The organism is Muricoccus roseus (assembly GCF_900141905.1).
GTDB classification, from domain to species: Bacteria; Pseudomonadota; Alphaproteobacteria; order Acetobacterales; family Acetobacteraceae; genus Roseomonas; species Roseomonas rosea.
This window is the reverse complement of record NZ_FQZF01000031.1, coordinates 1-19,279: the sequence shown is the minus strand read 5'-3', so window position 1 is coordinate 19,279 and position 19,279 is coordinate 1. Positions and strand designations below refer to the sequence as shown.

The window sequence follows — 19,279 nt, the reverse complement described above, 5'->3', positions numbered from 1 at the left end:
ATGCGCCCCTTCGCCGGAAGCCGGATCGCGGTGCTCGGCCTGGGGCGGGCCGGGCTTCCGGCGGCCCTGCGCCTGCGCGAATGGGGCGCCGATGTCACGGCCTGGGATGATGGCGAGGTGGCGCGGGACGCCGCGAAGGCGGCCGGGCTGACCGTCGGGCAGCCCACCGATTTCGACCTGCTGATGATCTCGCCGGGCATCCCGCACCGGGGCGCGAAGGCGCATCCGGTGGCGCAGCGGGCGGCGTCGATCGGCGCGCCGGTCCTCTGCGACGTGGAGTTCCTCTTCCGCGCGGTGCGGGCGGCGGGAAGCAAGGCGCGCTTCGTCGGCATCACCGGCACGAACGGCAAGTCCACCACCACGGCGCTGCTGGACCACCTCGCGCGCGCGGCCGGCATGGCGGTGGCCACGGGCGGCAATCTCGGCCCGGCGGCGCTCGACATGCCCGTGCTGCCCGATTCCGGGGCCTATATCCTCGAGATGTCCTCCTATTCGGCGGAGCGGCTGGACCAGGCGCGGTTCGATCTGGGCGCGCTGCTGAACCTCTCCCCGGACCATCTGGACCGGCATGGCGACATGGCCGGCTATGCCGCGGCCAAGGCGCGGGTGATGCAGGGCAATGCGGTTGCGGTTTTCGGCATGGACGACGCGGAGACGCGGGCCGTGGCGGCCGCGCATTGCGGCTCCATGGTGCGGATTTCCGGCAGCACGCCCCAGCCCGGCGGCATCTGGGCCGAGGGCCCGCTGCTGCGCGACGAGACCGGGGTGATCGCGGATCTGTCCCGCGCCGCGGCCCTGCCCGGCCCGCATAACGCGCAGAATGCGGCAGCCGCCAGCGCCCTGGCCTTCGGCCTCGGAATTTCTCGGGAGGTGGTGGCGGCCGCGCTGCTCACCTATCCCGGCCTGCCGCACCGGCAGGAGCGGGTGGGCGAGATCGACGGCATCGCCTTTCTGAACGACAGCAAGGCGACGAATGCGGACAGCGCCGCCTATGCGCTGGCCTGCCAGGAACGGGTGGTCTGGATCGCGGGCGGGGTGCCGAAGGCGGGGGGGATCGCCCCGCTTGCCCAATGGTTCCCGCGCGTGGCGGAGGCGCTTCTCATCGGCCAGGCGGCGGAGGAATTCGCCGCCACCCTCGCCGCCCATGGCGTGCCGCACCGGACCGTCACCACGCTGGAGGCGGCGGTGCCCGCCGCGCTGGAGGCGGCGCGGCGCACGGGAAGCGGGGCGGTGCTGCTCTCCCCGGCCTGCGCCTCCTTCGACCAGTTCCGCAGCTTCGAGGCGCGGGGCGATGCCTTCCGCGCGCTGGTCGCCGATCTTCTCAACCGTGAAGCGGAGGCCGCCTGATGGCCCTGTCGCGCGCCGATACATCCACCCTCGGGCGCTGGTGGTGGAGCGTGGACCGCTGGACCCTGGCGGCCCTGCTGACCCTCGTCTTCTTCGGCTATGTGATGGTGCTGGCCGCCGCGCCGGCGGTGGCCGAGCGCATCGGCGCCTCCTCCCGCAACATGTTCTTCGTCCGTCAGGTGGTTTACCTGGCCGGCGCCTCGGCGGTCATGGCGGGCATTTCGCTGCTGAGCCCGAAGGGGGTGAAGCGGCTGGCCCTGCTCGGCTTTGCCGGCGCGCTGCTGCTGACCATGGCGACCCTGGTGATCGGCGCGGAGGTGAAGGGCGCGCGGCGCTGGCTGAACCTGCCGATGCTCGGCTCGCTCCAGCCGTCCGAATTCCTCAAGCCCTGCTTCGCCGTGGTCGCCGCCTGGCTGATCGCGGAGGCGAAGACGGCGGGGCGGCGGGGCTGGGTGGCCTGGGCCATCGTACTCGGCCTCTACGGGCTGGTGGCACTGGTGCTGCAGCGCCAGCCGGATATCGGCATGCTGCTGGTGGTCACCACGGTGTTCTTCACCCAGGTCTTCGTCGCCGGCATCAACCTGGCCATCGTGGCGGCGCTCGGCGGGCTCGGCGTCTCCGGCCTGGTCGGCGCCTATTTCGTGTTCCACCACGTCCAGCGGCGCGTGGACCAGTTCCTCTTCGGCGAGGGCGGCGCGAACTACCAGGTGGATGTGGCGCTGGAAGCCTTCGGCGCCGGCGGGATGATGGGCGTGGGCCCTGGCGAGGGCCGGATGAAGAACGTGCTGCCCGACGCCCATGCGGACTTCGTCTTTGCCGTGGTGGGCGAGGAGTTCGGCCTGCTCATCTGTCTCTTCATCCTCGGGCTCTTCACCTTCGTGGTGGTGCGCGGGCTGATGCGGCTGCTGGCCGAGACGGACCTCTATGTCATCCTGGCCGCGGCCGGGCTGCTGACCCAGTTCGGGCTGCAGGCCTTCATCAACATGGCGTCCTCCCTGCACCTGATCCCGACCAAGGGCATGACCCTGCCCTTCGTCTCCTATGGCGGCTCCTCCGTCATCGCCATCGCGCTGGGCATGGGCTTCCTGCTGGCCCTCACGCGGAGGCGGATGAACCGGGGCGAGGAAGGGGCGGCCCAAGGGGGTTATCGGTGAGGGGGCCCGGGGCGCGGCCGATCGTCATCGCCGCCGGCGGGACGGGCGGACACTTCTTCCCGGCCGAGGCGCTGGCCGCCGCGCTGATCCGGCGCGGCGAGCGGATCGCGCTGATGACCGACGCCCGCTCCTCCGCCCTGGCCAGCCCGGTCTTCGCCAATGCGGAGCGCTTCGTGTTGAAGGGCTCGGGCCTCGCCGGCCATGGCGTGCTGGGCGCGGCGCGGGGCGCGGTGGCGCTGGCGCGCGGCACGCTGGAGGCACGGCGCCTGCTGCTCGACCTCAACCCCTCCGCCGTGGTGGGCTTCGGCGGCTATCCCTCGGTGCCGCCCCTGGTCGCGGCGCGGCTGCTGCCGGCAGCTCGTCGGCCCGTGGTGGTGCTGCACGAGCAGAATGCGGTGCTCGGCCGGGCGAACCGGGCGCTGGCGCGCGGGGCGGACCTGCTCGCGCTGTGCTTCGAGGGCACGCGGCGCGTCCCGGCGGGCCTGCGGGCGGAGGTGCTGGGCAATCCCGTGCGCCCCGCCATCGCGGCGCTGCATGGGCAGGGCTACCAGCCGCCGCTGGAGGAGATGCGGGTCTTCGTCCTGGGCGGCTCGCTGGGCGCGCGCATCTTCGCCGATGTGGTGCCGGCCGCCATCGCCGCGCTTCCTCCACAGTTGCGACGGCGCCTTCGCGTCGTGCAGCAATGCCGGCAGGAGGACATGGATCGCACCCGCACCGCCTATGCCGCGGCGGGGGTGAGGGCGGAGCTGGCGCCCTTCTTCGGCGATGTCGATGCCCGCTACAGGGCCGCACATCTCGTCATCGCGCGCGCCGGGGCCTCGACGGTGGCCGAGATCGCCTGCGCCGGGCGGCCGAGCATTCTCGTGCCGCTGCCGCATGCTATCGACGACCATCAAAGCGAGAACGCCCGTTCCCTTTCGGCATCCGGCGCGGCCGAGGTGATGTTCCAAGGGAGCTTTACGGCGGAATCCCTTGCAACGGCGCTGAAAAATCGGATTCTCGCACCGGAAACCCTGGACGAAGCGGCCCGGGCTGCGGCATCCCTGGGAAGACCGGACGCGGCCGAGAGGCTGGCGGACCGGGTTCTGTCCCTTGTGGCCGAAACGCCGCAGCCCTCCTTGGGGAAAGCAGCCTGATATGCGCGCCCTGCCGCTGAACATCGGCCCTATCCACTTCGTCGGCATCGGCGGCATCGGCATGTCCGGCATCGCGGAGGTGCTGCACAATCTCGGCTACCAGGTGCAGGGCAGCGACATCGCGGAGGGCTACAACGTCACCCGCCTGCGCGAGGCGGGCATCCCCGTCTCCATCGGGCATGACGCGGCCAATCTGGGCGAGGCGCAGGTCGTCGTCATCTCCTCGGCGGTGAAGAAGGACAATCCCGAGGTGCAGGCCGCGCGGGCGCGCTTCCTGCCCGTGGTGCGGCGCGCCGAGATGCTGGCCGAGCTGATGCGGCTGAAATGGTCCATCGCCATCGGCGGCACCCATGGCAAGACCACCACCACCAGCCTCGTCGCCTGTGTGCTGGAAGCGGCGAAGATCGACCCGACGGTCATCAATGGCGGGATCATCAACGCCTATGGCACCAACACCCGGCTCGGTGCCGGCGAGTGGATGGTGGTGGAGGCGGATGAGAGCGACGGCTCCTTCCTGAAGCTTCCCGCCGTGGTGGCCGTGGTCACCAACATGGATGCCGAGCATTTGGACCACTGGGGCACGGCGGATGCGATGAAGGAGGGCTACGCCCAGTTCGTCGGCAACATCCCCTTCTACGGCTTCGCGGTTCTCTGCGCCGACCACCCGGAGGTGCAGGCGATGATCCCGCGCCTCTCCGACCGGCGCCTAATCACCTATGGCTTTTCCCCCCAGGCGGATGTGCGGGCCGAGCGCGTGATCACGGACCGCATGGGCGCCACCTTCGAGGTGGTGGTGCAGGACCGCGTCACCCGCCGGTCCCGCGCCTTCAAGCCCTTCCGCCTGCCGATGCTCGGTCAACACAACGTCCTCAACGCGCTGGCGGCCATCGCCATCGGCGTGGAGATGGAGGTGCCGGAGGAGACGATCCGCATGGCGCTCGCCGGGTTCAAGGGCGTTAAGCGCCGCTTCACCCGCGCCGGGGAAGCTGGCGGCATCACCGTGATTGACGATTATGGCCATCATCCCGTGGAGATCGCGGCTGTGCTGAAGGCCGCGCGGCAGGCGGGCGCGCGCGACGTGGTCGCCGTGGTGCAGCCGCACCGCTATTCCCGGCTGGACGCGCTGTTCGACGATTTCTGCACCTGCATGAACGACGCCGGCACCGTCATCGTCGCCGATGTCTATGCCGCCGGGGAGCAGCCCATCGAGGGGCGAGACCAGGATGCGCTGGTGGAGGGGCTGCGCGCCCATGGCCATCGCAGCGTGGTGCCGCTGCCGGGGCCGGACCATCTGGCGGAAATGGTGCATGCCATCGCCCGGCCGGGCGACTACGTCGTCTGCCTCGGCGCCGGCAACATCACGGGCTGGGCCCATGCCCTGCCCGCGCAGCTCGCCGAGCTGCAGGCCAAGACCGGCCCGCGCCGCATCAAGGGCGCCGCATGAGCGCCTCCGTCAGCATGACGGAAAGCCCCCTCCCCCCGCTGCGCGGCCGCGTGCAGCGGGATGCGCCGCTGGGGGCGGCGACCTGGTTCCGCGTGGGCGGGCCGGCCGACTGGCTGGTGCGCCCGGCGGATGTCGATGACCTGCTGCGCCTTCTGCGCCGGGCCGAGGCGCCGATCACCGTGATGGGCGCGGCCTCCAACCTCATCGTGCGGGATGGCGGCGTGCGCGGCATCGTGCTGCGCCTGGCCCGGGGCTTCGGCGATGTCGAGGTCGAGGCCGATGGCGTGGTGGCGGGGGCCGCGGCGCTGGATGCGACGGTGGCCGAGCATGCGGCGGCGGCCGGGCTTTCCGGGCTGGAATTCCTCTCGGGCATTCCCGGCAGCATCGGCGGCGCGGTGGCGATGAATGCGGGCGCCTATGGCGCCGAGGTGGCGGACCGGCTGGATTGGGCCGAGATCGCGACGGTGGACGGGCTGCTCCGCGTCCGCGCCGCCGAGTTGCGGCTGACCTATCGCCGCTCGCAGCTTCCGCCCGGCGGGGTGGTGGTGCGGGCGCGCTTCCATGCCGTGCCGGGCGACGCGCAGGCGATCGCGGCGCGCATGGCCGATATCCGCGAGAGCCGCGAGGCGACGCAGCCCGTCCGGGCGCGCACCGGCGGCTCCACCTTCGCCAACCCGCCGGGCCACAAGGCCTGGGCGCTGATCGACGCGGCGGGCTGCCGCGGCAAGGTGCTGGGCGGCGCGCAGGTGAGCGAGAAGCACTGCAACTTCCTCCTGAACACCTGCGCGGCCACCGCCGCGGATCTGGAGGATCTCGGCGAGGCGGTGCGCGCCGCCGTGCTGGCCCATTCCGGCATCTCGCTGGAATGGGAGATCAGGCGCATCGGGGAGCGTTCCGCATGACGCGCGTCACGGTCCTTCTGGGCGGCCTCTCCAACGAGCGCGAGGTGTCGCTTTCCTCCGGCCGCGAGATCGCGCAGGCGCTGCGGGAAGCGGGCTTCGAGGTGACCACTTTCGATCCGGGGCCGGATCTCGGCGCGGTGGTGGCGGGCATCACCGCCTCGCGCCCGGATGTGGTGTTCAACGCGCTGCATGGCCGCTTCGGCGAGGATGGCTGCATCCAGGGCGTGCTGGACTGGATGGGCATCCCCTACACGCATTCCGGGCTGCGCGCCTCGGCGGTGGCGATGGACAAGGCCGCGGCCAAGGCGGCCTTCGCGGCGGCCGGGCTGCCGGTCGCGCCGCACCGGCTGCTCGATGCCGGCGAGCTGGCGGAAGCCGATCCCTTCCCCCTGCCCTATGTGGTGAAGCCGGTGCGGGAGGGCTCCTCCGTCGGTGTGCATATCCTGCGCGAGCGGGACAACCGCCGCGCCGAGATCGCTTCCGGCTGGCGCTGGGGCGAGATCATCGCGGAGCCCTTCATCCCGGGGAAGGAGCTGACCGTCGCGGTGATGGAGGACCGGGCCCTGGCCGTGACCGAGATCGCCACGGGCCATGCCTTCTACGACTACGACGCGAAATATGCCGATGGCGGGTCGCATCACACGATCCCCGCGCCCGTGCCGGATGCGGTGCGGGACCGGGCGATGCAGGTCGCCGTCGCGGCGCATGCGGCGCTGGGCTGCCGCGGCATCTCGCGCTCCGACTTCCGCTGGGACGATTCCCGCCCGGGCGCCGAAGGGCTCGTGCTCCTGGAGGTGAACACCCAGCCCGGCATGACGCCCACTTCGCTGGTGCCGGAGCAGGCGGCCTATCGCGGCATCCCTTTCCCCGAGCTCTGCGCCTGGATGGTGCGGCAGGCGCGGCATGACGGGATGCAGCGGGGGGCGAAGGGGATGCGCGATGCCGCGTAAGCTCGCCGCCGGGGTCCGCGCGCGCCCCGCCCCGCCCGAGCCCGTCCGCCCGAGCGCGTTCCGCCTCTGGCTGCGCCGGCGCAAGCCGCTGCTGAAGCCGGCGGGCAAGGTCGGCATGCTTCTGGCCCTGTTCGGCGTGGCGGCGATGTGGGTGGCCAGCCTCGACCCGGCGAGCCGCCTCTCCTCCGCGCTGGATGGCGCGATGGCGACGCTGGGCGCCCGGGTGGGCGGGCTGGTGGTGAACGAGGTGCGGGTGGAAGGGGCGAAGAACACGCCCCCCGCCCTGCTGCGCCAGGCCCTGGGCGTGAAGGCCGGCGACCCCGTTCTCGGCTTCGCCCCCGCCACGGCGCGGGAGCGGCTGGAGGCCATCGCCTGGATCGAGCAGGCCGAGGTGCAGCGCCACCTCTCCGGCCTCGTGCTCGTGCGCGTGAAGGAGCGCGCGCCCTTCGCGATCTGGCAGAATAACGGCCGCTTCGCGGTGGTGGACCGCGAGGGCCGCACGGTGGCGACCGACCGGCTGGACGCCTTCGGGCCGCTGCCGCTGATCGTCGGCGCGGGTGCAGAGAAGACCGCCGCCGCCCTGCATGACATGCTGCGCGAGGCGCCGGATGTGATGGCCCGCACCCAGGCGCTGGTGCGGATCGGCGAGCGGCGCTGGAACCTGCGGCTGCACAGCGGCACCGACGTGCTGCTGCCCGAGGGGCATGAGGAGGCCGCCATTCAGCGCCTGGCCGAGATGCAGCGGCAGAACCAGCTGCTGGACCGCCCGATGCAGGCCGTGGACCTGCGCCTGCCGGACCGGCTGGTGCTGCGCCCCGTCGCCTCGCCGGAGCCCGCCACCCCGCCCGCGACCCGTGCGCGCGCGGGGCGGAACGGGTGAACGCCGTGTCCCGCCTTCCCGACGGATCGGGCCCCGGCCTGCCGCCGCCCCGCGCCCGCCACCCCAAGGCGCGGGTGGGCAATTTCGGCGTGCTGGACATCGGCAGCACAAAGATCGTCTGCATCATCGCGCGGATCGAGCCGGATGGGATGGCCCGCGCGCTGGGCTATGGCTGGCAACGCTCCCATGGGGTGAAGGGCGGCAACATCGTCGACCTCGCCGCCGCCGAACGCGCCATCCGCGCGGCCGTCGCCCATGCGGAGGAGATGGCGGACACGAAGCTGTCCGGCGTCATCGTCAACCTCTCCTGCGGGCAGCCGGAAAGCCGCCAGCAGCATGTGCAATGGACCATCGGCGGCCGCGCGGTGACCGAGGCCGACCTGCGCGCCATGGTGGGCGAGGGCCGGCGCCGCATGGCCGAGGAGGGCCGCGAGGCCGTCCATGCCCTGCCGCTCAACTTCACCCTGGACGCCACCCCCGGCGTGGGCGACCCGCGCGGGATGATCTGCGAGAGCCTGGGCGTGCGGCTGCATCTCGTGGATGCCGCCTCGGCCTCGCTGCGCAACCTCGGCACCTGCCTGGCGCGCTGCGACCTGGAGGTGGAGGAGCCTGTTTCGGCCCCCTATTCCGCCGCCCTCTCCGCCCTTTCGGAGGATGAGCGGGAGCTGGGCGCGGTCGTCATCGACATGGGCGGCGGCACCACCAGCCTCGCCGTGCTGCATGAGGGCAACCTCCTCTATACCGCGCAGGTGCCGGTGGGGGGCTGGCAGGTGACGAACGACCTGGCCCGCGGCCTCTCGACCCCGCTGGACCAGGCGGAGCGGCTGAAGACCATGCATGGCAGCATGATCGGCACCATCGAGGACGAGCGCGAGATGCTGTCCCTTTCCCAGTTGGGGGAGGAAGGCGAGATCCTGTCGCGCGTGCCGCGGGCGCTGATGCTCTCGATCATCCGGCCCCGCGTCGAGGAGACGCTGGAACTGGTGCGGGACCGGCTGGCGGAGGCGAATCTCGGCCCCGAGGCCGGGCAGCGCGTGGTGCTGACGGGCGGCGCCTGCCAGCTGGTCGGCGTGCGTGAGGCGGCGGCGCGGATCCTCGGCCGGCAGGTCCGCCTGGGGCGGCCGGCGCCGGTTCGCGGCCTTCCCGAAGCCTTCCACGCCCTCGGTTTTGCCACCACGCTCGGCCTTCTCGCCTGGGGTGGCGGCGAGGGACGGCCGGCGCTGGATTTCGATTATGCAACACAGGGATCGCGTGGCGTTTTCACGCGTTTCGTCAATTGGCTCCGGGACCGTGTGTGATGCATAAGGGCCTGGGGGCGATTCGTAATCATCGCGTCTTCGAAGGGGGCCCAGAACGATGACGCTGAACCTGACCATCCCGCGTCAGCAGCATACCGACTTCACGCCGCGCATCACCGTCATCGGCGTTGGGGGCGCCGGGTGCAACGCGGTGAACAACATGATCGGCATGGGGCTTGACGGGGTCGAGTTCCTCGTCGCCAACACCGATGCGCAGCAGCTGGTGAACAGCCGCGCCGAGCGGCGCGTGCAGCTTGGCCCGCATCTGACGCAGGGCCTCGGCGCCGGCGCCAAGCCCGAGATCGGCCGCGCGGCGGCGGAGGAGGCCACCGAGGACCTCGCCCGCCACCTCGAAGGCGTGCACATGATCTTCATCACCGCCGGCATGGGCGGCGGCACCGGCACGGGGGCGGCGCCGGTGATCGCCCGCATGGCGCGCGAGCGTGGCGTGCTGACCGTGGGCGTGGTGACCCGCCCCTTCGACTTCGAAGGCCCGAAGCGCAAGCGCGCCGCCGAGCAGGGGCTGGAGGAGCTGCAGCAGTACGTCGATACGCTGATCATCGTCCCCAACCAGAACCTGTTCCGGAAGGCGAATGAGCGGACGACCTTCGCCGAGGCCTTCAAGATGGCCGACGACGTCCTCTACATGGGCGTGCGCGGCGTCTCGGACCTGATGACGAATCCGGGCCTCGTGAACCTGGACTTCGCCGACATCCGCACCGTCATGGCCGAGATGGGCAAGGCGATGATGGGCACGGGCGAGGCCGAGGGCGAGGACCGCGCGGTCAAGGCCTCCGAGGCCGCGATCAGCAACCCGCTGCTGGAGGACACCTCCATGCGCGGCGCCCGCGGCGTGCTGATCAACATCACCGGCGGCTATGACATGACGCTGTTCGAGGTCGACGAGGCCGCGAACCGCATCCGCCGCGAGGTGGACGAGGACGCCAACATCATCTTCGGCACCTCGGTGGACGAGACGCTGAACGGCCGCCTGCGGGTCTCCGTGGTGGCCACGGGCATCGACGCCGTGCAGGAGCAGGCGGCCGAGCAGGCCGAGCCGCAGCGCGTCGTCGCCATTGGTGGCGGCGCCCCGGTGGCGGCGGTGGGCAGCCCTGCCTCCGTGCCCGGCGCCCCGCAGGCCCCGTCCATGCGCCCCTCCGTGGTGCAGCCCGGCGCCGGCCGCCCGGCCCCGATGGTGGGTGCGCCCCGCCCGGTCGCCATGGCTCCGGCCGCGCCCAGCATGGCGCCGGTCGCGGCCCCGGCCCCGAATGCCGGTCCGCGCCTGCCCATGGGCGTGCGCCGCGCCGCGACCATCGAGACCGGTGGCGTCGCCGCCGAGCCGGTGGCCGAGATGCAGGCCCCCGCCATGGCGCCGGTCTCGGCGCCTCCGCTGAACGCCGCCCCGGCTCCGCGCCTGGCCCCGGCCCCGCAGGCTCCGGCGCCGACCGGCGGCCTGGGCGGGATCTTCCGCCGCGCGACCGGCATCGGCGGCATGCGCCGTACCCTGCCGGAGCAGGTGGAGGCCCCGCAGGCGGCCGCCCCGGCCCCGCGCACCCAGCAGCCGCAGGAGGACGGGATGGGGCTGGATATCCCGACCTTCCTCCGCCGCCAGGGGAACTGACACCGCCGGTCGCGCCGCTCCCCTTGGGGCGGAACGGTTTCAGGAAGGGCCTCGCCGACCATGTCGGTGGGGCCCTTCTTCTTTCATGAAGCCTGTTCAAACAAGCACTTACAGCGAAATACGGAGAAACAAGGCTTGACTGGCAACGACCGTGTTGCGGTGCGACGTTGCCTCCTGCCGGAGCGTTGATCCCGGCACGGAACAGTTTTCTCCGGGGACTTCAATGGACGGTTTCTTCCCGATCGGCACGGCGCGCGCCCGGACCCTCAAGTCCGCGATCGGCTGCGTCGGCGTCGGCCTGCACTCCGGCGCGCGTGCGGCGCTGACGCTGCGGCCGGCCGAGGCCGGGCACGGCATCGTCTTCCGCCGTACCGATCTGGGCGTGGACATCCCCGCCCGGCATGACGAGGTGACCGACACCCGCCTCTGCACCGCCATCGGCGAGGGCGCGGCGCGGATCGGCACGATCGAGCATGTCATGGCGGCGCTGGCCGGCCTGGGCGTGACCGATGCGCTGGTCGAGGTCGATGGCCCCGAGATCCCGATCCTGGACGGCTCCGCCGCCCCCTTCGTCTTCCTCATCGACTGCGCGGGCGTGGTGGAGCTGGACGCCCCGGCCGGCGCCATCGAGGTTCTGCGCACCGTGCGCGTGACTGAGGGCGAGGGCCCGGATGCCGCATGGGCCGAGCTCTCCCCGGCCGAGGGCCCGGGCTTCGAGGCGGAGCTGAGCATCGATTTCGGAGCCACCGCCATCGGCCGCCAGTCCCTGGCCATGCATGTGACCGAGGACGGGTTCCGCACCATCCTGGCCGATGCCCGCACCTTCACCATGGCCGAGGACATCGCCCGCCTCCGCTCCGTGGGCCTGGCCCGCGGCGGCTCCCTCGCCAATGCGGTGGTGGTGGATGGTCCGCTGGTGGTGAATCCGGGCGGGCTGCGGCACGCCGACGAATTCGTCCGCCACAAGCTGCTGGACGCAGTGGGCGACCTCGCCCTGGCCGGTGCCCCGCTGCGGGGGAAGTTCCGCGGCCACCGCTCCGGCCATGCGCTGAACAACCGCCTTCTCCGCGCCCTGCTGGCCGACCCCCGCGCCTGGCGCCGGGTGGATGGCGATGCGATGCCGGCCATGTCCGGCGCCACTGCCCGCCTGCCCATGGCGGCCGCGCCGGCCTGACCGGCGGGCCCGGGTTCCGCCGGGCCGCATGCGCCAGAGGTCACCTCCCCCGCCCTTCCCTCGCCCGCTATGTCGCACCCCGGGGAGCGCGTGCTATAGAGCCGCCGCCATGACGATCCGCCGCATCGCGATCCTTCCCCTGCTCCTCGCGCCCCTCGCCCTGGGTGGCTGCGAGAGCCTGAATTTCTGGGACGGCAAGTCCGATAACCTGCGCCCGAGGGGCGCGAGTTATGCCGACATGTCGCCCGAGGCGGTCTATGCCGCCGGGCTGGAGGCGTTGCGCGCGGAGCGCTACGCCCAGGCTGTCGAGTTGTTCGACGCGGTGGAGCGGGACCATCCCTATTCCACCTGGGCCACCAATGCCCGGCTGATGAGCGGCTATGCCGAGTATTCGCGCAACCGCTACACCGAGGCGCTGGGCCAGCTCGACCGCTTCATCCAGCTGCACCCGGCGCATCGCGACATCGCCTATGCCTATTACCTCCGCGCCCTCTGCTACTATGAGCAGATCGCGGATGCCGAGCGCGACCAGCAGGGCACCGAGACGGCCATGGCGGCGCTGCAGGACGTGGTGAACCGCTTCCCCAACTCCACCTATGCCCGCGACGCCCGGCTGAAGATCGACCTCGCCCGCGACCACCTGGCGGGCAAGGAGATGAACATCGGCCGGTTCTACCAGAACCGGAAGCTCTACGCGGCCGCCATCGCGCGCTTCCGCACCGTGGTCGAGAGCTACCAGACCACGAACCACACCCCCGAGGCGCTGCACCGGCTGACCGAGATCTACCTCGCCCTCGGCCTGACGGAGGAGGCGCGCAAGACCGCCTCGGTGCTCGGCCACAATTATCCCGGCAATCCCTGGTACCAGGATAGCTACGCGCTACTGGTGGAGGGCGCGCCGCGGGCCGATGGACAGCGGCCGGGCTTCTTCCGGCGTGCCGTGGACGCCGTTTTCTAAAGGGCAGGCGTGCTCGCCTCCCTTTCCATCCGCGATGTGGTGCTGATCGAGCGCCTGGACCTGCATTTCGGTCCGGGCCTTTCGGTGCTGACCGGCGAGACCGGCGCGGGCAAGTCCATCCTGCTCGACAGCCTCGGCCTGGCGCTGGGACAGCGGGCGGAGGCGGGCATGGTGCGCGCGGGCCAAAGCCAGGCTGGCGTCGTTGCCGTCTTCCAGCCCCCCGCCAACCACCCCGCCCATGCGCTGCTGGCCGAACAGGGGATCGAGGGCGAGGACCAGATCGTCGTCCGCCGGATCGTGACCGTCGACGGCCGCTCCCGCGCCTTCGTCAATGACGAGCCGGTGGGCGTGGCCCTGCTGCGGCGCCTCGGCTCGTTGCTGGTGGAGGTGCAGGGGCAGCACGACCAGGTGGGGCTGGCCGACCCGGCCAGCCATGCCGGGCTGTTGGACGCCTTCGGCGGCCTCGAACCCCGCCGCACGGCCGTCGCCGAGGCCTATCGGGGCTGGCGGGGCGCCGAGCGCGCCTTGAAGGAGGCGCAGGAGGCCATCGCCGCTGCCCAGCGCGACGAGGAATGGCTGCGCCACTCCGTCTCCGAGCTGTCGGACCTCGCCCCCGCCGATGGCGAGGAGGATGCGCTGGCCGCCGAACGCCAGGGGCTGCAGGGCAGCGAGCGGCGGGCCGAGGCCATCGCCTCGGCTCTTTCCGAGCTGCAGCCGCGCGACCGCCGTGGCGGCGGGGCGCCGGCGGCGGGGCTGCGGAACGCGGCCCGGGCGCTGGAGCGGCTGACCCCGCCCACCGAGGAGGTGACCGCCGCCCTCACGGCGCTGGCGGCCGCGCAGGATGCGCTGGCGGAGGCGGAGAACGTGCTGGAGCGGCTGGCGAGCGATGCCCAGCCCGATCCGCGCCGGCTGGAGCATGTGGAGGAGCGCCTCTTCGCCCTCCGTGCCGCCGCGCGGAAATATGCCGTGGCCGTGGTGGACCTGCCCGCGACGCTCGCTGGGCTGAAGGAGCGCCTGGCCAATCTCGATGCCGGCACGGGCCGGGTGGCCGCGCTGGATGCGGCCGCGAAGGAGGCCCGGGGCCGCTACGTGGCCGCCGCCGGGGCCCTGACCGCCGACCGCCGCGCCCATGCCGAGAAGCTGGAGAAGGCGGTGGCGAAGGAGCTGGCCCCGCTGAAGTTGGACCGCGCGCGGCTGCACATCGAGATCGCGGCCCGTGAGGAGAGCGCCTGGGGCCCAGATGGGCAGGACCGCGTGACCTTCCTCGTCACCACCAATCCCGGCCAGAAGCCGGGGCAGCTCGCCAAGATCGCCTCGGGCGGCGAGCTGTCGCGCCTGATGCTGGCGCTGAAGGTGGTGCTGGCCCGCGGATCGCCCGTGCCCACTCTGGTCTTCGACGAGGTGGACAGCGGCATTGGCGGCGCGACCGCCGCGGCGGTGGGAGAGCGACTGGCGCGGGTGGCCGAGCGGCTGCAGGTGTTGGTGGTAACCCATTCGCCCCAGGTGGCGGCGCGCGGCAACCGGCACTTCCAGGTGGCCAAGGGCGTGCGGGGCGACCGGGCGGAGACGCGCGTCACCCCGCTGGAGCCGGCCGCGCGGCGCGAGGAGATCGCGCGCATGCTGGCGGGCGAACGCGTGACCGAGGCGGCGCGGGCGGCGGCTGACGAGCTGTTGGCGGGCGCGGCCTAAAGCAGCGTGGCGCCCTCCTTCGCAGCAAGGCGCGCCTCCCCGGCTAGCTTGTCGGCCAACCGCGTGGGCTCCGGCAGGCGGTAGCCGGCCAGCCATTCCGTCACGAGGCGCACCGCGCGATCCTGCGAGACGCGGTGGCCGGTGGAGATGAAAAGGGGCTGCACCCCGCGCTTGCTGCGGAGAGCGGTCGCGATCCGCCGTCCCTTCCAGACCAGCGGCGCGGTGCTGCCCGCCTCCAGCCCCAGCTCGCCCTCCACCCGCCCGACGAGGACCGATTTCGCGACGCCGATGCTCGGCAGGTCCAACACCACGCCGAGATGGGTGGCGATGCCGCAGCCGCGGGGATGGCTGACGCCATGGCCGTCCACCAGGATCAGCTCCGGCCGCTGAGGCAGCTTCGCCAGCGCCTCCAGCACGAAGGGCACCTCGCGGAAGCCGAGGAAGCCCGGGATGTAGGGAAAGGCCGGCACGCCTTCCGCCAGGCCGGTGGCCAGGGGGCGGGAGCGGGCTTCGGCGCCCAGCAGCACGGCCATGGCGCGCACCCGGTCCGGCGCGCCACGGGCGGCGCCCGCGCAATCCACCCCGGCGACGAGGGCGGGGGCTTCGGGCAGGCGGTCCGCGGTCTCGGCGCGGGCGGCGATCTCGTGCTGGGCCTTGCGGGCGGCGTCCAGATGGGCGGGGCGGATCCAGTCCTCGGGGGTCATGGGGGCACAACGCCGCGCGGGCGCGTTCCGTGGCGGGCGGGGGCCTGCTATCTCCCGGGGCGATGGCCGCGAAGACCCCCTCCCCCGCCCTTCCCCAAGCCATGCCCGCCGAGGAGCTGACCGAGGCCGAGGCCGCGCGGGAGCTGGAAGCCCTCGCCGCGCGCATCGCCGAGGCGAATGCGGCGTACCATCTCCATGACGCGCCGATCATGTCGGACGCCGAATACGATGCGCTGTTCCGGCGCAACCAGGCGATCGAGACGCGCTTCCCCGAGCTGGTGCGGGCGGACAGCCCCTCGAGGAAGGTGGGCGAGGAGCCGGCGGCCGGCTTCGCCAAGTCGCGGCACGGCACGCCGATGCTCTCGCTCGACAACGCCTTCTCGCCCGAGGATTTCGCGGAGTTCGCGGCGCGCATCCGCCGCTTCCTCGGCCTTTCGGCCGAGGAGGTGCTGCGCTTCGTGGCCGAGCCGAAGATCGACGGGCTGAGCGTGAACCTCACCTATGAGAACGGCGCCTTCGTGAAGGGCGCGACGCGCGGCGACGGCACGGAAGGCGAGGACATCACCGAGAACCTCAAGACCCTGGCGGAGCTGCCCCGCGCGCTGAAGGCCCCCTTCCCCGAGCGGATCGAGATCCGCGGCGAGGTCTTCATGACCAAGGCGGACTTCCTCGCCTTCCATGCCGAGCAGACCCGCCTGTTCGAGGAGCGCGAGCATCGCCGCGAGACCGGGGGCAAGGTGGGCGAGGCCGTGCGCATTCCCGTCAATCCGCGCAACGCGGCGGCGGGGTCGCTGCGGCAGCTGGACCCGAAGGTGACGGCGCGCCGGCCGCTGAAGCTCTTCGCCTATGCCCAGGGCGCCTCCTCCGCCCCCGTGGCGGAGACGCATTGGGCCTATCTGGAGACGCTGCGGCGCTGGGGCTTCCAGGTGAACCCGCTCTCGCAGCTACTGGATGACGAGCACGCTGCGGCGGATTTCCAGGCCAGCATGGCCGAGCGGCGGGCGGGGCTCGACTACGATATCGACGGCGTCGTCTACAAGCTGGACCGGCTCGACTGGCAGTCGCGGCTGGGCTTCGTCGGCCGCGCGCCGCGCTGGGCCATCGCCTGGAAGTTTCCGGCCGAGCGTGCCGTGACGAAGCTGCTGGAAATCCAGATCCAGGTCGGGCGCACCGGCGCCCTCACCCCGCGCGCGGTGATGCAGCCGGTGAATGTCGGCGGCGTGATGGTGCAGCACGCGACGCTGCACAACGAGGACGAGGTGGCCCGGCGCGATGTGCGGTTGGGCGACACGGTGGAGCTGCAGCGCGCCGGCGACGTGATCCCGCAGATCATCCGGGTGGTCGATCCGGACCGCCCGGATCGCGGCCCGCCCTGGCAGCCGCCCACCACCTGCCCCGAATGCGGCAGCCCCGCAATCCGGCCCGAGGGCGAGGTGGTGCGCCGCTGCACCGGCGGGCTGATCTGCCCCGCGCAGCAGGTGGAGCGGCTGATCCACTTCGCCGCCCGCAACGCCATGGATATCGAGGGGCTGGGCATCGAGAACGTCGTGCTGCTGCACGAGGCGAAGCTCGTCACCACCCCAGCCGACATCTTCCGGCTGAAGGACCATGTGGAGACGCTGCGGGGCTGGAAGGGCTGGGGCGGCAGCGCCAAGGGGGAATCGAGGAAGGTCGCCAACCTTCTGGCCGCCATCGAGGCGCGGCGGAGCGTGAGCCTGGAGCGCTTCATCTTCGCACTCGGCATCCGCCGCATCGGCGAGCAGAATGCGCGACTGCTGGCCCGCCACTATCACACGGCCGAAGCCTGGCGGGAGGCGATGCTGGCCGCCCGGGTGGTGGGCAGCGAGGCGCGGGAGGATCTGGGCGGCATCCAGGGCATCGGCCCCGCCATCGCGCAGGAGCTGGTGAGCTTCTTCGCCGAGCGGCGGAACGTGGAGGCGCTGGACGACCTGCTGCGCGAGGTTTCGCCCGAGCCCGCCGAGGCCGTGGCGGAGGGCGCGCTTTCGGGCAAGTCCATCGTCTTCACCGGCAGCCTGGAGACAATGACGCGGCAGGAGGCCGAGGCGCGGGCCGAGGCGTTGGGCGCGAAGGTGGTGAAGTCGGTTTCGAAGAGGACGGATTTCGTCGTGGTCGGCGCGGATGCCGGATCCAAGGCGAAGAAGGCGGCCGAGCTGGAGCTGAAGACTCTGACCGAGGCCGAATGGAGGGAGATGGCGGGCTTCGGCCCGGCCTGAAGCGCCCTCCCCGGCCCTCCCCCTGTCCTTCCCCGGGCCGCCGGGCGATGCTGCGGGGCATCGCCGCGCAGACGGCCCCAGGAGGACAGCCTTGCCCCAGCACCCCGAAACCCTCGCCCTGCATGCCGGCTGGCGGCGCGACCCGGCCACCAAGGCCGTGGCGGTGCCGATCTACCAGACCACCTCCTATCAGTTCGACGACGCGGCCCATGCCTCCCGCCTCTTCGGGCTGGAGGAGCTGGGCAACATCTACACCCGCATCATGAACCCCACGACCGACGTGCTGGAGCAGCGCGTGGCGGCGCTGGAAGGGGGCGTGGCGGCGCTGGCCGTCGCCTCGGGCCAGGCGGCCTCGGCCATGGCGGTGCAGAACCTGGCGGTGGCGGGCGACAACATCGTCTCCTCCACCGCGCTCTATGGCGGCACCTGGAACCTCTTCGCGAACACGCTGAAGGACCAGGGGATCGAGGTGCGCTTCGTCGATGCGGCGAACCCGGAAGCCTTCGTCCGCGCCTCGGATGACCGCACCCGCGCCTGGTATGCCGAGACGCTGCCGAACCCGAAGCTCGAGGTCTTCCCCATCGCGGAGGTGGCCGCGCTCGGCCGGCCGATGGGCATCCCGCTGATCATGGACAACACCGCCGCCCCGACGCTGGTGCGGCCCTTCGAGCACGGGGCAGCGGTGGTGATGCTCTCCACCACCAAGTTCCTGGGCGGGCACGGCACCAGCATCGGCGGCATCATCGTCGATGGCGGCAATTTCGATTGGGCGGCGCACCCCCAGCGCCAGCCGGCGCTGCACCGGCCCGACCCCTCCTATCACGGCGCGGTCTGGGCGGAGGCGGCGAAGGCCATGGGGCCGATCGCCTATATCCTGAAGGCGCGGGTGACGCTGCTGCGCGACCTGGGCGCCGCCATGTCCCCCTTCAACGCCTTCCTGACGCTCCAGGGTATCGAGACCTTGCCGTTGCGGATGCGCGAGCATTGCCGCAATGCCGAGGCGGTGGCCGACTTCCTGGCGGGGCGGCCGGAGGTGACGCGGGTGATCCACCCGAAATACCTCAAGGGCGAGGCGGCGGCGCGCACGGCGAAATACCTCACCCGCGGCCATGGCGGGCTGCTGGGCTTCGAGCTGGCGGGCGGGGTGGAGGCCGGGCGGCGCTTCATCGACGCCCTCAACCTCGTCTACCACGTGGCCAATATCGGGGACGCGCGAAGCCTGGCCATCCACCCCGCCAGCACGACCCATTCCCAGCTCTCGCCCGAGGATCAGCTCGCGACCGGCGTCTCCCCCGGCTATGTCCGGCTCTCCATCGGGCTGGAACACCCGGAGGACATCCTGGCGGATCTCGGCCAGGCGCTCGATGCGTCGGCTGGGTGAAGCGGGGCTTCAGCGCCTGTTTCGATCTCGCGGTCTGTCCCGGGGAGAGGAAGAAGGAATTCTTCCTCTCCCCAGACCCCTCACCATCATCTTTTTCTAGGCTCAGGACTCATTGTCCGAGCCAGAAGATGACGATGGCGGCGAGTGTGATGGCGCCGAAGAAGGTGGTGGGGCATCGGTCGTAGCGGATTGCGATGCGTCGCCAGTCCTTGGGTCGGCCGAAGGCGATCTCGATGCGGTGGCGCAGGCGGTAGAGCGCCTTGTCGTAGGGGATGGGCTGCTTGCGGTTCTTCTTGGGCGGGATGCAGGCGGCGATGCCGCGCTCGGCGAGAGCGGTGCGGAACGGGTTGCTGTCGTAGCCGCGGTCGGCGATCAGCTCGCGGGCCTTGGGCAGGACAGGGGCGAGG

Annotated in this window: 16 protein-coding genes; 14 read left to right on the top strand and 2 right to left on the bottom strand. The window is 71.9% G+C overall.

From position 1 onward, the window contains the following. The 12 genes from murD (at position 1) to recN (ending at position 14,553) form a co-directional block, all read left to right on the top strand. The gene (gene murD / locus BUB97_RS20560) at positions 1-1,347 is read left to right on the top strand and encodes a UDP-N-acetylmuramoyl-L-alanine--D-glutamate ligase (protein WP_073138342.1); all 1,347 of its coding nucleotides are present in this window, start codon (positions 1-3) and stop codon (positions 1,345-1,347) included. Continuing rightward, positions 1,344-2,501, top strand: a complete 1,158-nt coding sequence (locus BUB97_RS20555; RefSeq protein ID WP_086062419.1) for an FtsW/RodA/SpoVE family cell cycle protein — start codon at positions 1,344-1,346, stop codon at positions 2,499-2,501. Before murD ends, BUB97_RS20555 begins: the two co-directional genes overlap by 4 nt. Beyond that, positions 2,498-3,637 (top strand): undecaprenyldiphospho-muramoylpentapeptide beta-N-acetylglucosaminyltransferase, encoded by a 1,140-nt coding sequence (gene murG / locus BUB97_RS20550; RefSeq protein ID WP_073138266.1) that lies wholly within the window; start codon positions 2,498-2,500, stop codon positions 3,635-3,637. Before BUB97_RS20555 ends, murG begins: the two co-directional genes overlap by 4 nt. A gap of 1 nt (position 3,638) precedes the next feature. After that, positions 3,639-5,081, top strand: a complete 1,443-nt coding sequence (gene murC / locus BUB97_RS20545; RefSeq protein WP_073138264.1) for a UDP-N-acetylmuramate--L-alanine ligase — start codon at positions 3,639-3,641, stop codon at positions 5,079-5,081. Further along, positions 5,078-5,983, top strand: a complete 906-nt coding sequence (gene murB / locus BUB97_RS20540; RefSeq protein WP_073138262.1) for a UDP-N-acetylmuramate dehydrogenase — start codon at positions 5,078-5,080, stop codon at positions 5,981-5,983. Before murC ends, murB begins: the two co-directional genes overlap by 4 nt. Further along, entirely contained in the window at positions 5,980-6,933 is a 954-nt protein-coding gene (locus tag BUB97_RS20535) for a D-alanine--D-alanine ligase (RefSeq protein WP_073138260.1), read from the top strand. Before murB ends, BUB97_RS20535 begins: the two co-directional genes overlap by 4 nt. Next, positions 6,923-7,813 carry a cell division protein FtsQ/DivIB gene (locus BUB97_RS20530; RefSeq protein WP_073138258.1) on the top strand — a complete coding sequence of 297 codons (891 nt, stop codon included), beginning with the start codon at positions 6,923-6,925 and terminating at the stop codon, positions 7,811-7,813. The genes BUB97_RS20535 and BUB97_RS20530 overlap by 11 nt, the downstream gene beginning before the upstream one ends. Further along, entirely contained in the window at positions 7,810-9,111 is a 1,302-nt protein-coding gene (gene ftsA / locus BUB97_RS20525; RefSeq protein WP_073138256.1) for a cell division protein FtsA, read from the top strand. The genes BUB97_RS20530 and ftsA overlap by 4 nt, the downstream gene beginning before the upstream one ends. Positions 9,112-9,169: 58 nt before the next feature. After that, complete coding sequence (gene ftsZ, locus BUB97_RS20520; protein ID WP_073138254.1) at positions 9,170-10,732, top strand: cell division protein FtsZ; 1,563 nt, start codon at positions 9,170-9,172, stop codon at positions 10,730-10,732. 223 nt (positions 10,733-10,955) lie between these two features. Next, on the top strand, positions 10,956-11,906 hold the full coding sequence (gene lpxC / locus BUB97_RS20515) for a UDP-3-O-acyl-N-acetylglucosamine deacetylase (RefSeq protein WP_073138252.1): 951 nt from the start codon (positions 10,956-10,958) through the stop codon (positions 11,904-11,906). 109 nt (positions 11,907-12,015) lie between these two features. Continuing rightward, on the top strand, positions 12,016-12,864 hold the full coding sequence (locus tag BUB97_RS20510; RefSeq protein ID WP_073138250.1) for an outer membrane protein assembly factor BamD: 849 nt from the start codon (positions 12,016-12,018) through the stop codon (positions 12,862-12,864). A 9-nt stretch (positions 12,865-12,873) separates the two neighbouring features. Continuing rightward, positions 12,874-14,553, top strand: a complete 1,680-nt coding sequence (gene recN / locus BUB97_RS20505; protein WP_073138248.1) for a DNA repair protein RecN — start codon at positions 12,874-12,876, stop codon at positions 14,551-14,553. On the opposite strand, the gene BUB97_RS20500 is transcribed toward recN, so the two are convergent. Then, on the bottom strand, positions 14,550-15,257 hold the full coding sequence (locus tag BUB97_RS20500) for an endonuclease V (protein ID WP_073138246.1): 708 nt from the start codon (positions 15,255-15,257) through the stop codon (positions 14,550-14,552). The two genes, recN and BUB97_RS20500, sit on opposite strands and share 4 nt — an antisense overlap. A gap of 44 nt (positions 15,258-15,301) precedes the next feature. Between BUB97_RS20500 and ligA the strand changes: the two genes are divergently transcribed. Continuing rightward, positions 15,302-17,491 carry an NAD-dependent DNA ligase LigA gene (gene ligA, locus BUB97_RS20495; RefSeq protein ID WP_073138338.1) on the top strand — a complete coding sequence of 730 codons (2,190 nt, stop codon included), beginning with the start codon at positions 15,302-15,304 and terminating at the stop codon, positions 17,489-17,491. 91 nt (positions 17,492-17,582) lie between these two features. Then, a complete protein-coding gene (locus BUB97_RS20490; protein WP_073138244.1) occupies positions 17,583-18,872 on the top strand; it encodes an O-acetylhomoserine aminocarboxypropyltransferase/cysteine synthase family protein in 1,290 nt (429 codons plus the stop codon). A gap of 109 nt (positions 18,873-18,981) precedes the next feature. Here the strand turns inward: BUB97_RS20490 and BUB97_RS20485 are convergent. After that, a partial coding sequence (locus BUB97_RS20485; protein ID WP_073138242.1) for an IS5/IS1182 family transposase occupies positions 18,982-19,279 on the bottom strand: 298 nt, incomplete at its 5' end.

Excerpts from the sequence above, each read along its gene's own strand:
- murD (WP_073138342.1), top strand. The coding sequence starts at position 1 with ATGCGCCCCTTCGCCGGAAGCCGGATCGCGGTGCTCGGCCTGGGGCGG.
- murC (WP_073138264.1), top strand. The coding sequence starts at position 3,639 with ATGCGCGCCCTGCCGCTGAACATCGGCCCTATCCACTTCGTCGGCATC.
- murB (WP_073138262.1), top strand. The coding sequence starts at position 5,078 with ATGAGCGCCTCCGTCAGCATGACGGAAAGCCCCCTCCCCCCGCTGCGC.
- BUB97_RS20535 (WP_073138260.1), top strand. The coding sequence starts at position 5,980 with ATGACGCGCGTCACGGTCCTTCTGGGCGGCCTCTCCAACGAGCGCGAG.
- BUB97_RS20530 (WP_073138258.1), top strand. The coding sequence starts at position 6,923 with ATGCCGCGTAAGCTCGCCGCCGGGGTCCGCGCGCGCCCCGCCCCGCCC.
- ftsZ (WP_073138254.1), top strand. The coding sequence starts at position 9,170 with ATGACGCTGAACCTGACCATCCCGCGTCAGCAGCATACCGACTTCACG.
- lpxC (WP_073138252.1), top strand. The coding sequence starts at position 10,956 with ATGGACGGTTTCTTCCCGATCGGCACGGCGCGCGCCCGGACCCTCAAG.
- BUB97_RS20510 (WP_073138250.1), top strand. The coding sequence starts at position 12,016 with ATGACGATCCGCCGCATCGCGATCCTTCCCCTGCTCCTCGCGCCCCTC.
- BUB97_RS20500 (WP_073138246.1), bottom strand. The coding sequence starts at position 15,257 with ATGACCCCCGAGGACTGGATCCGCCCCGCCCATCTGGACGCCGCCCGC.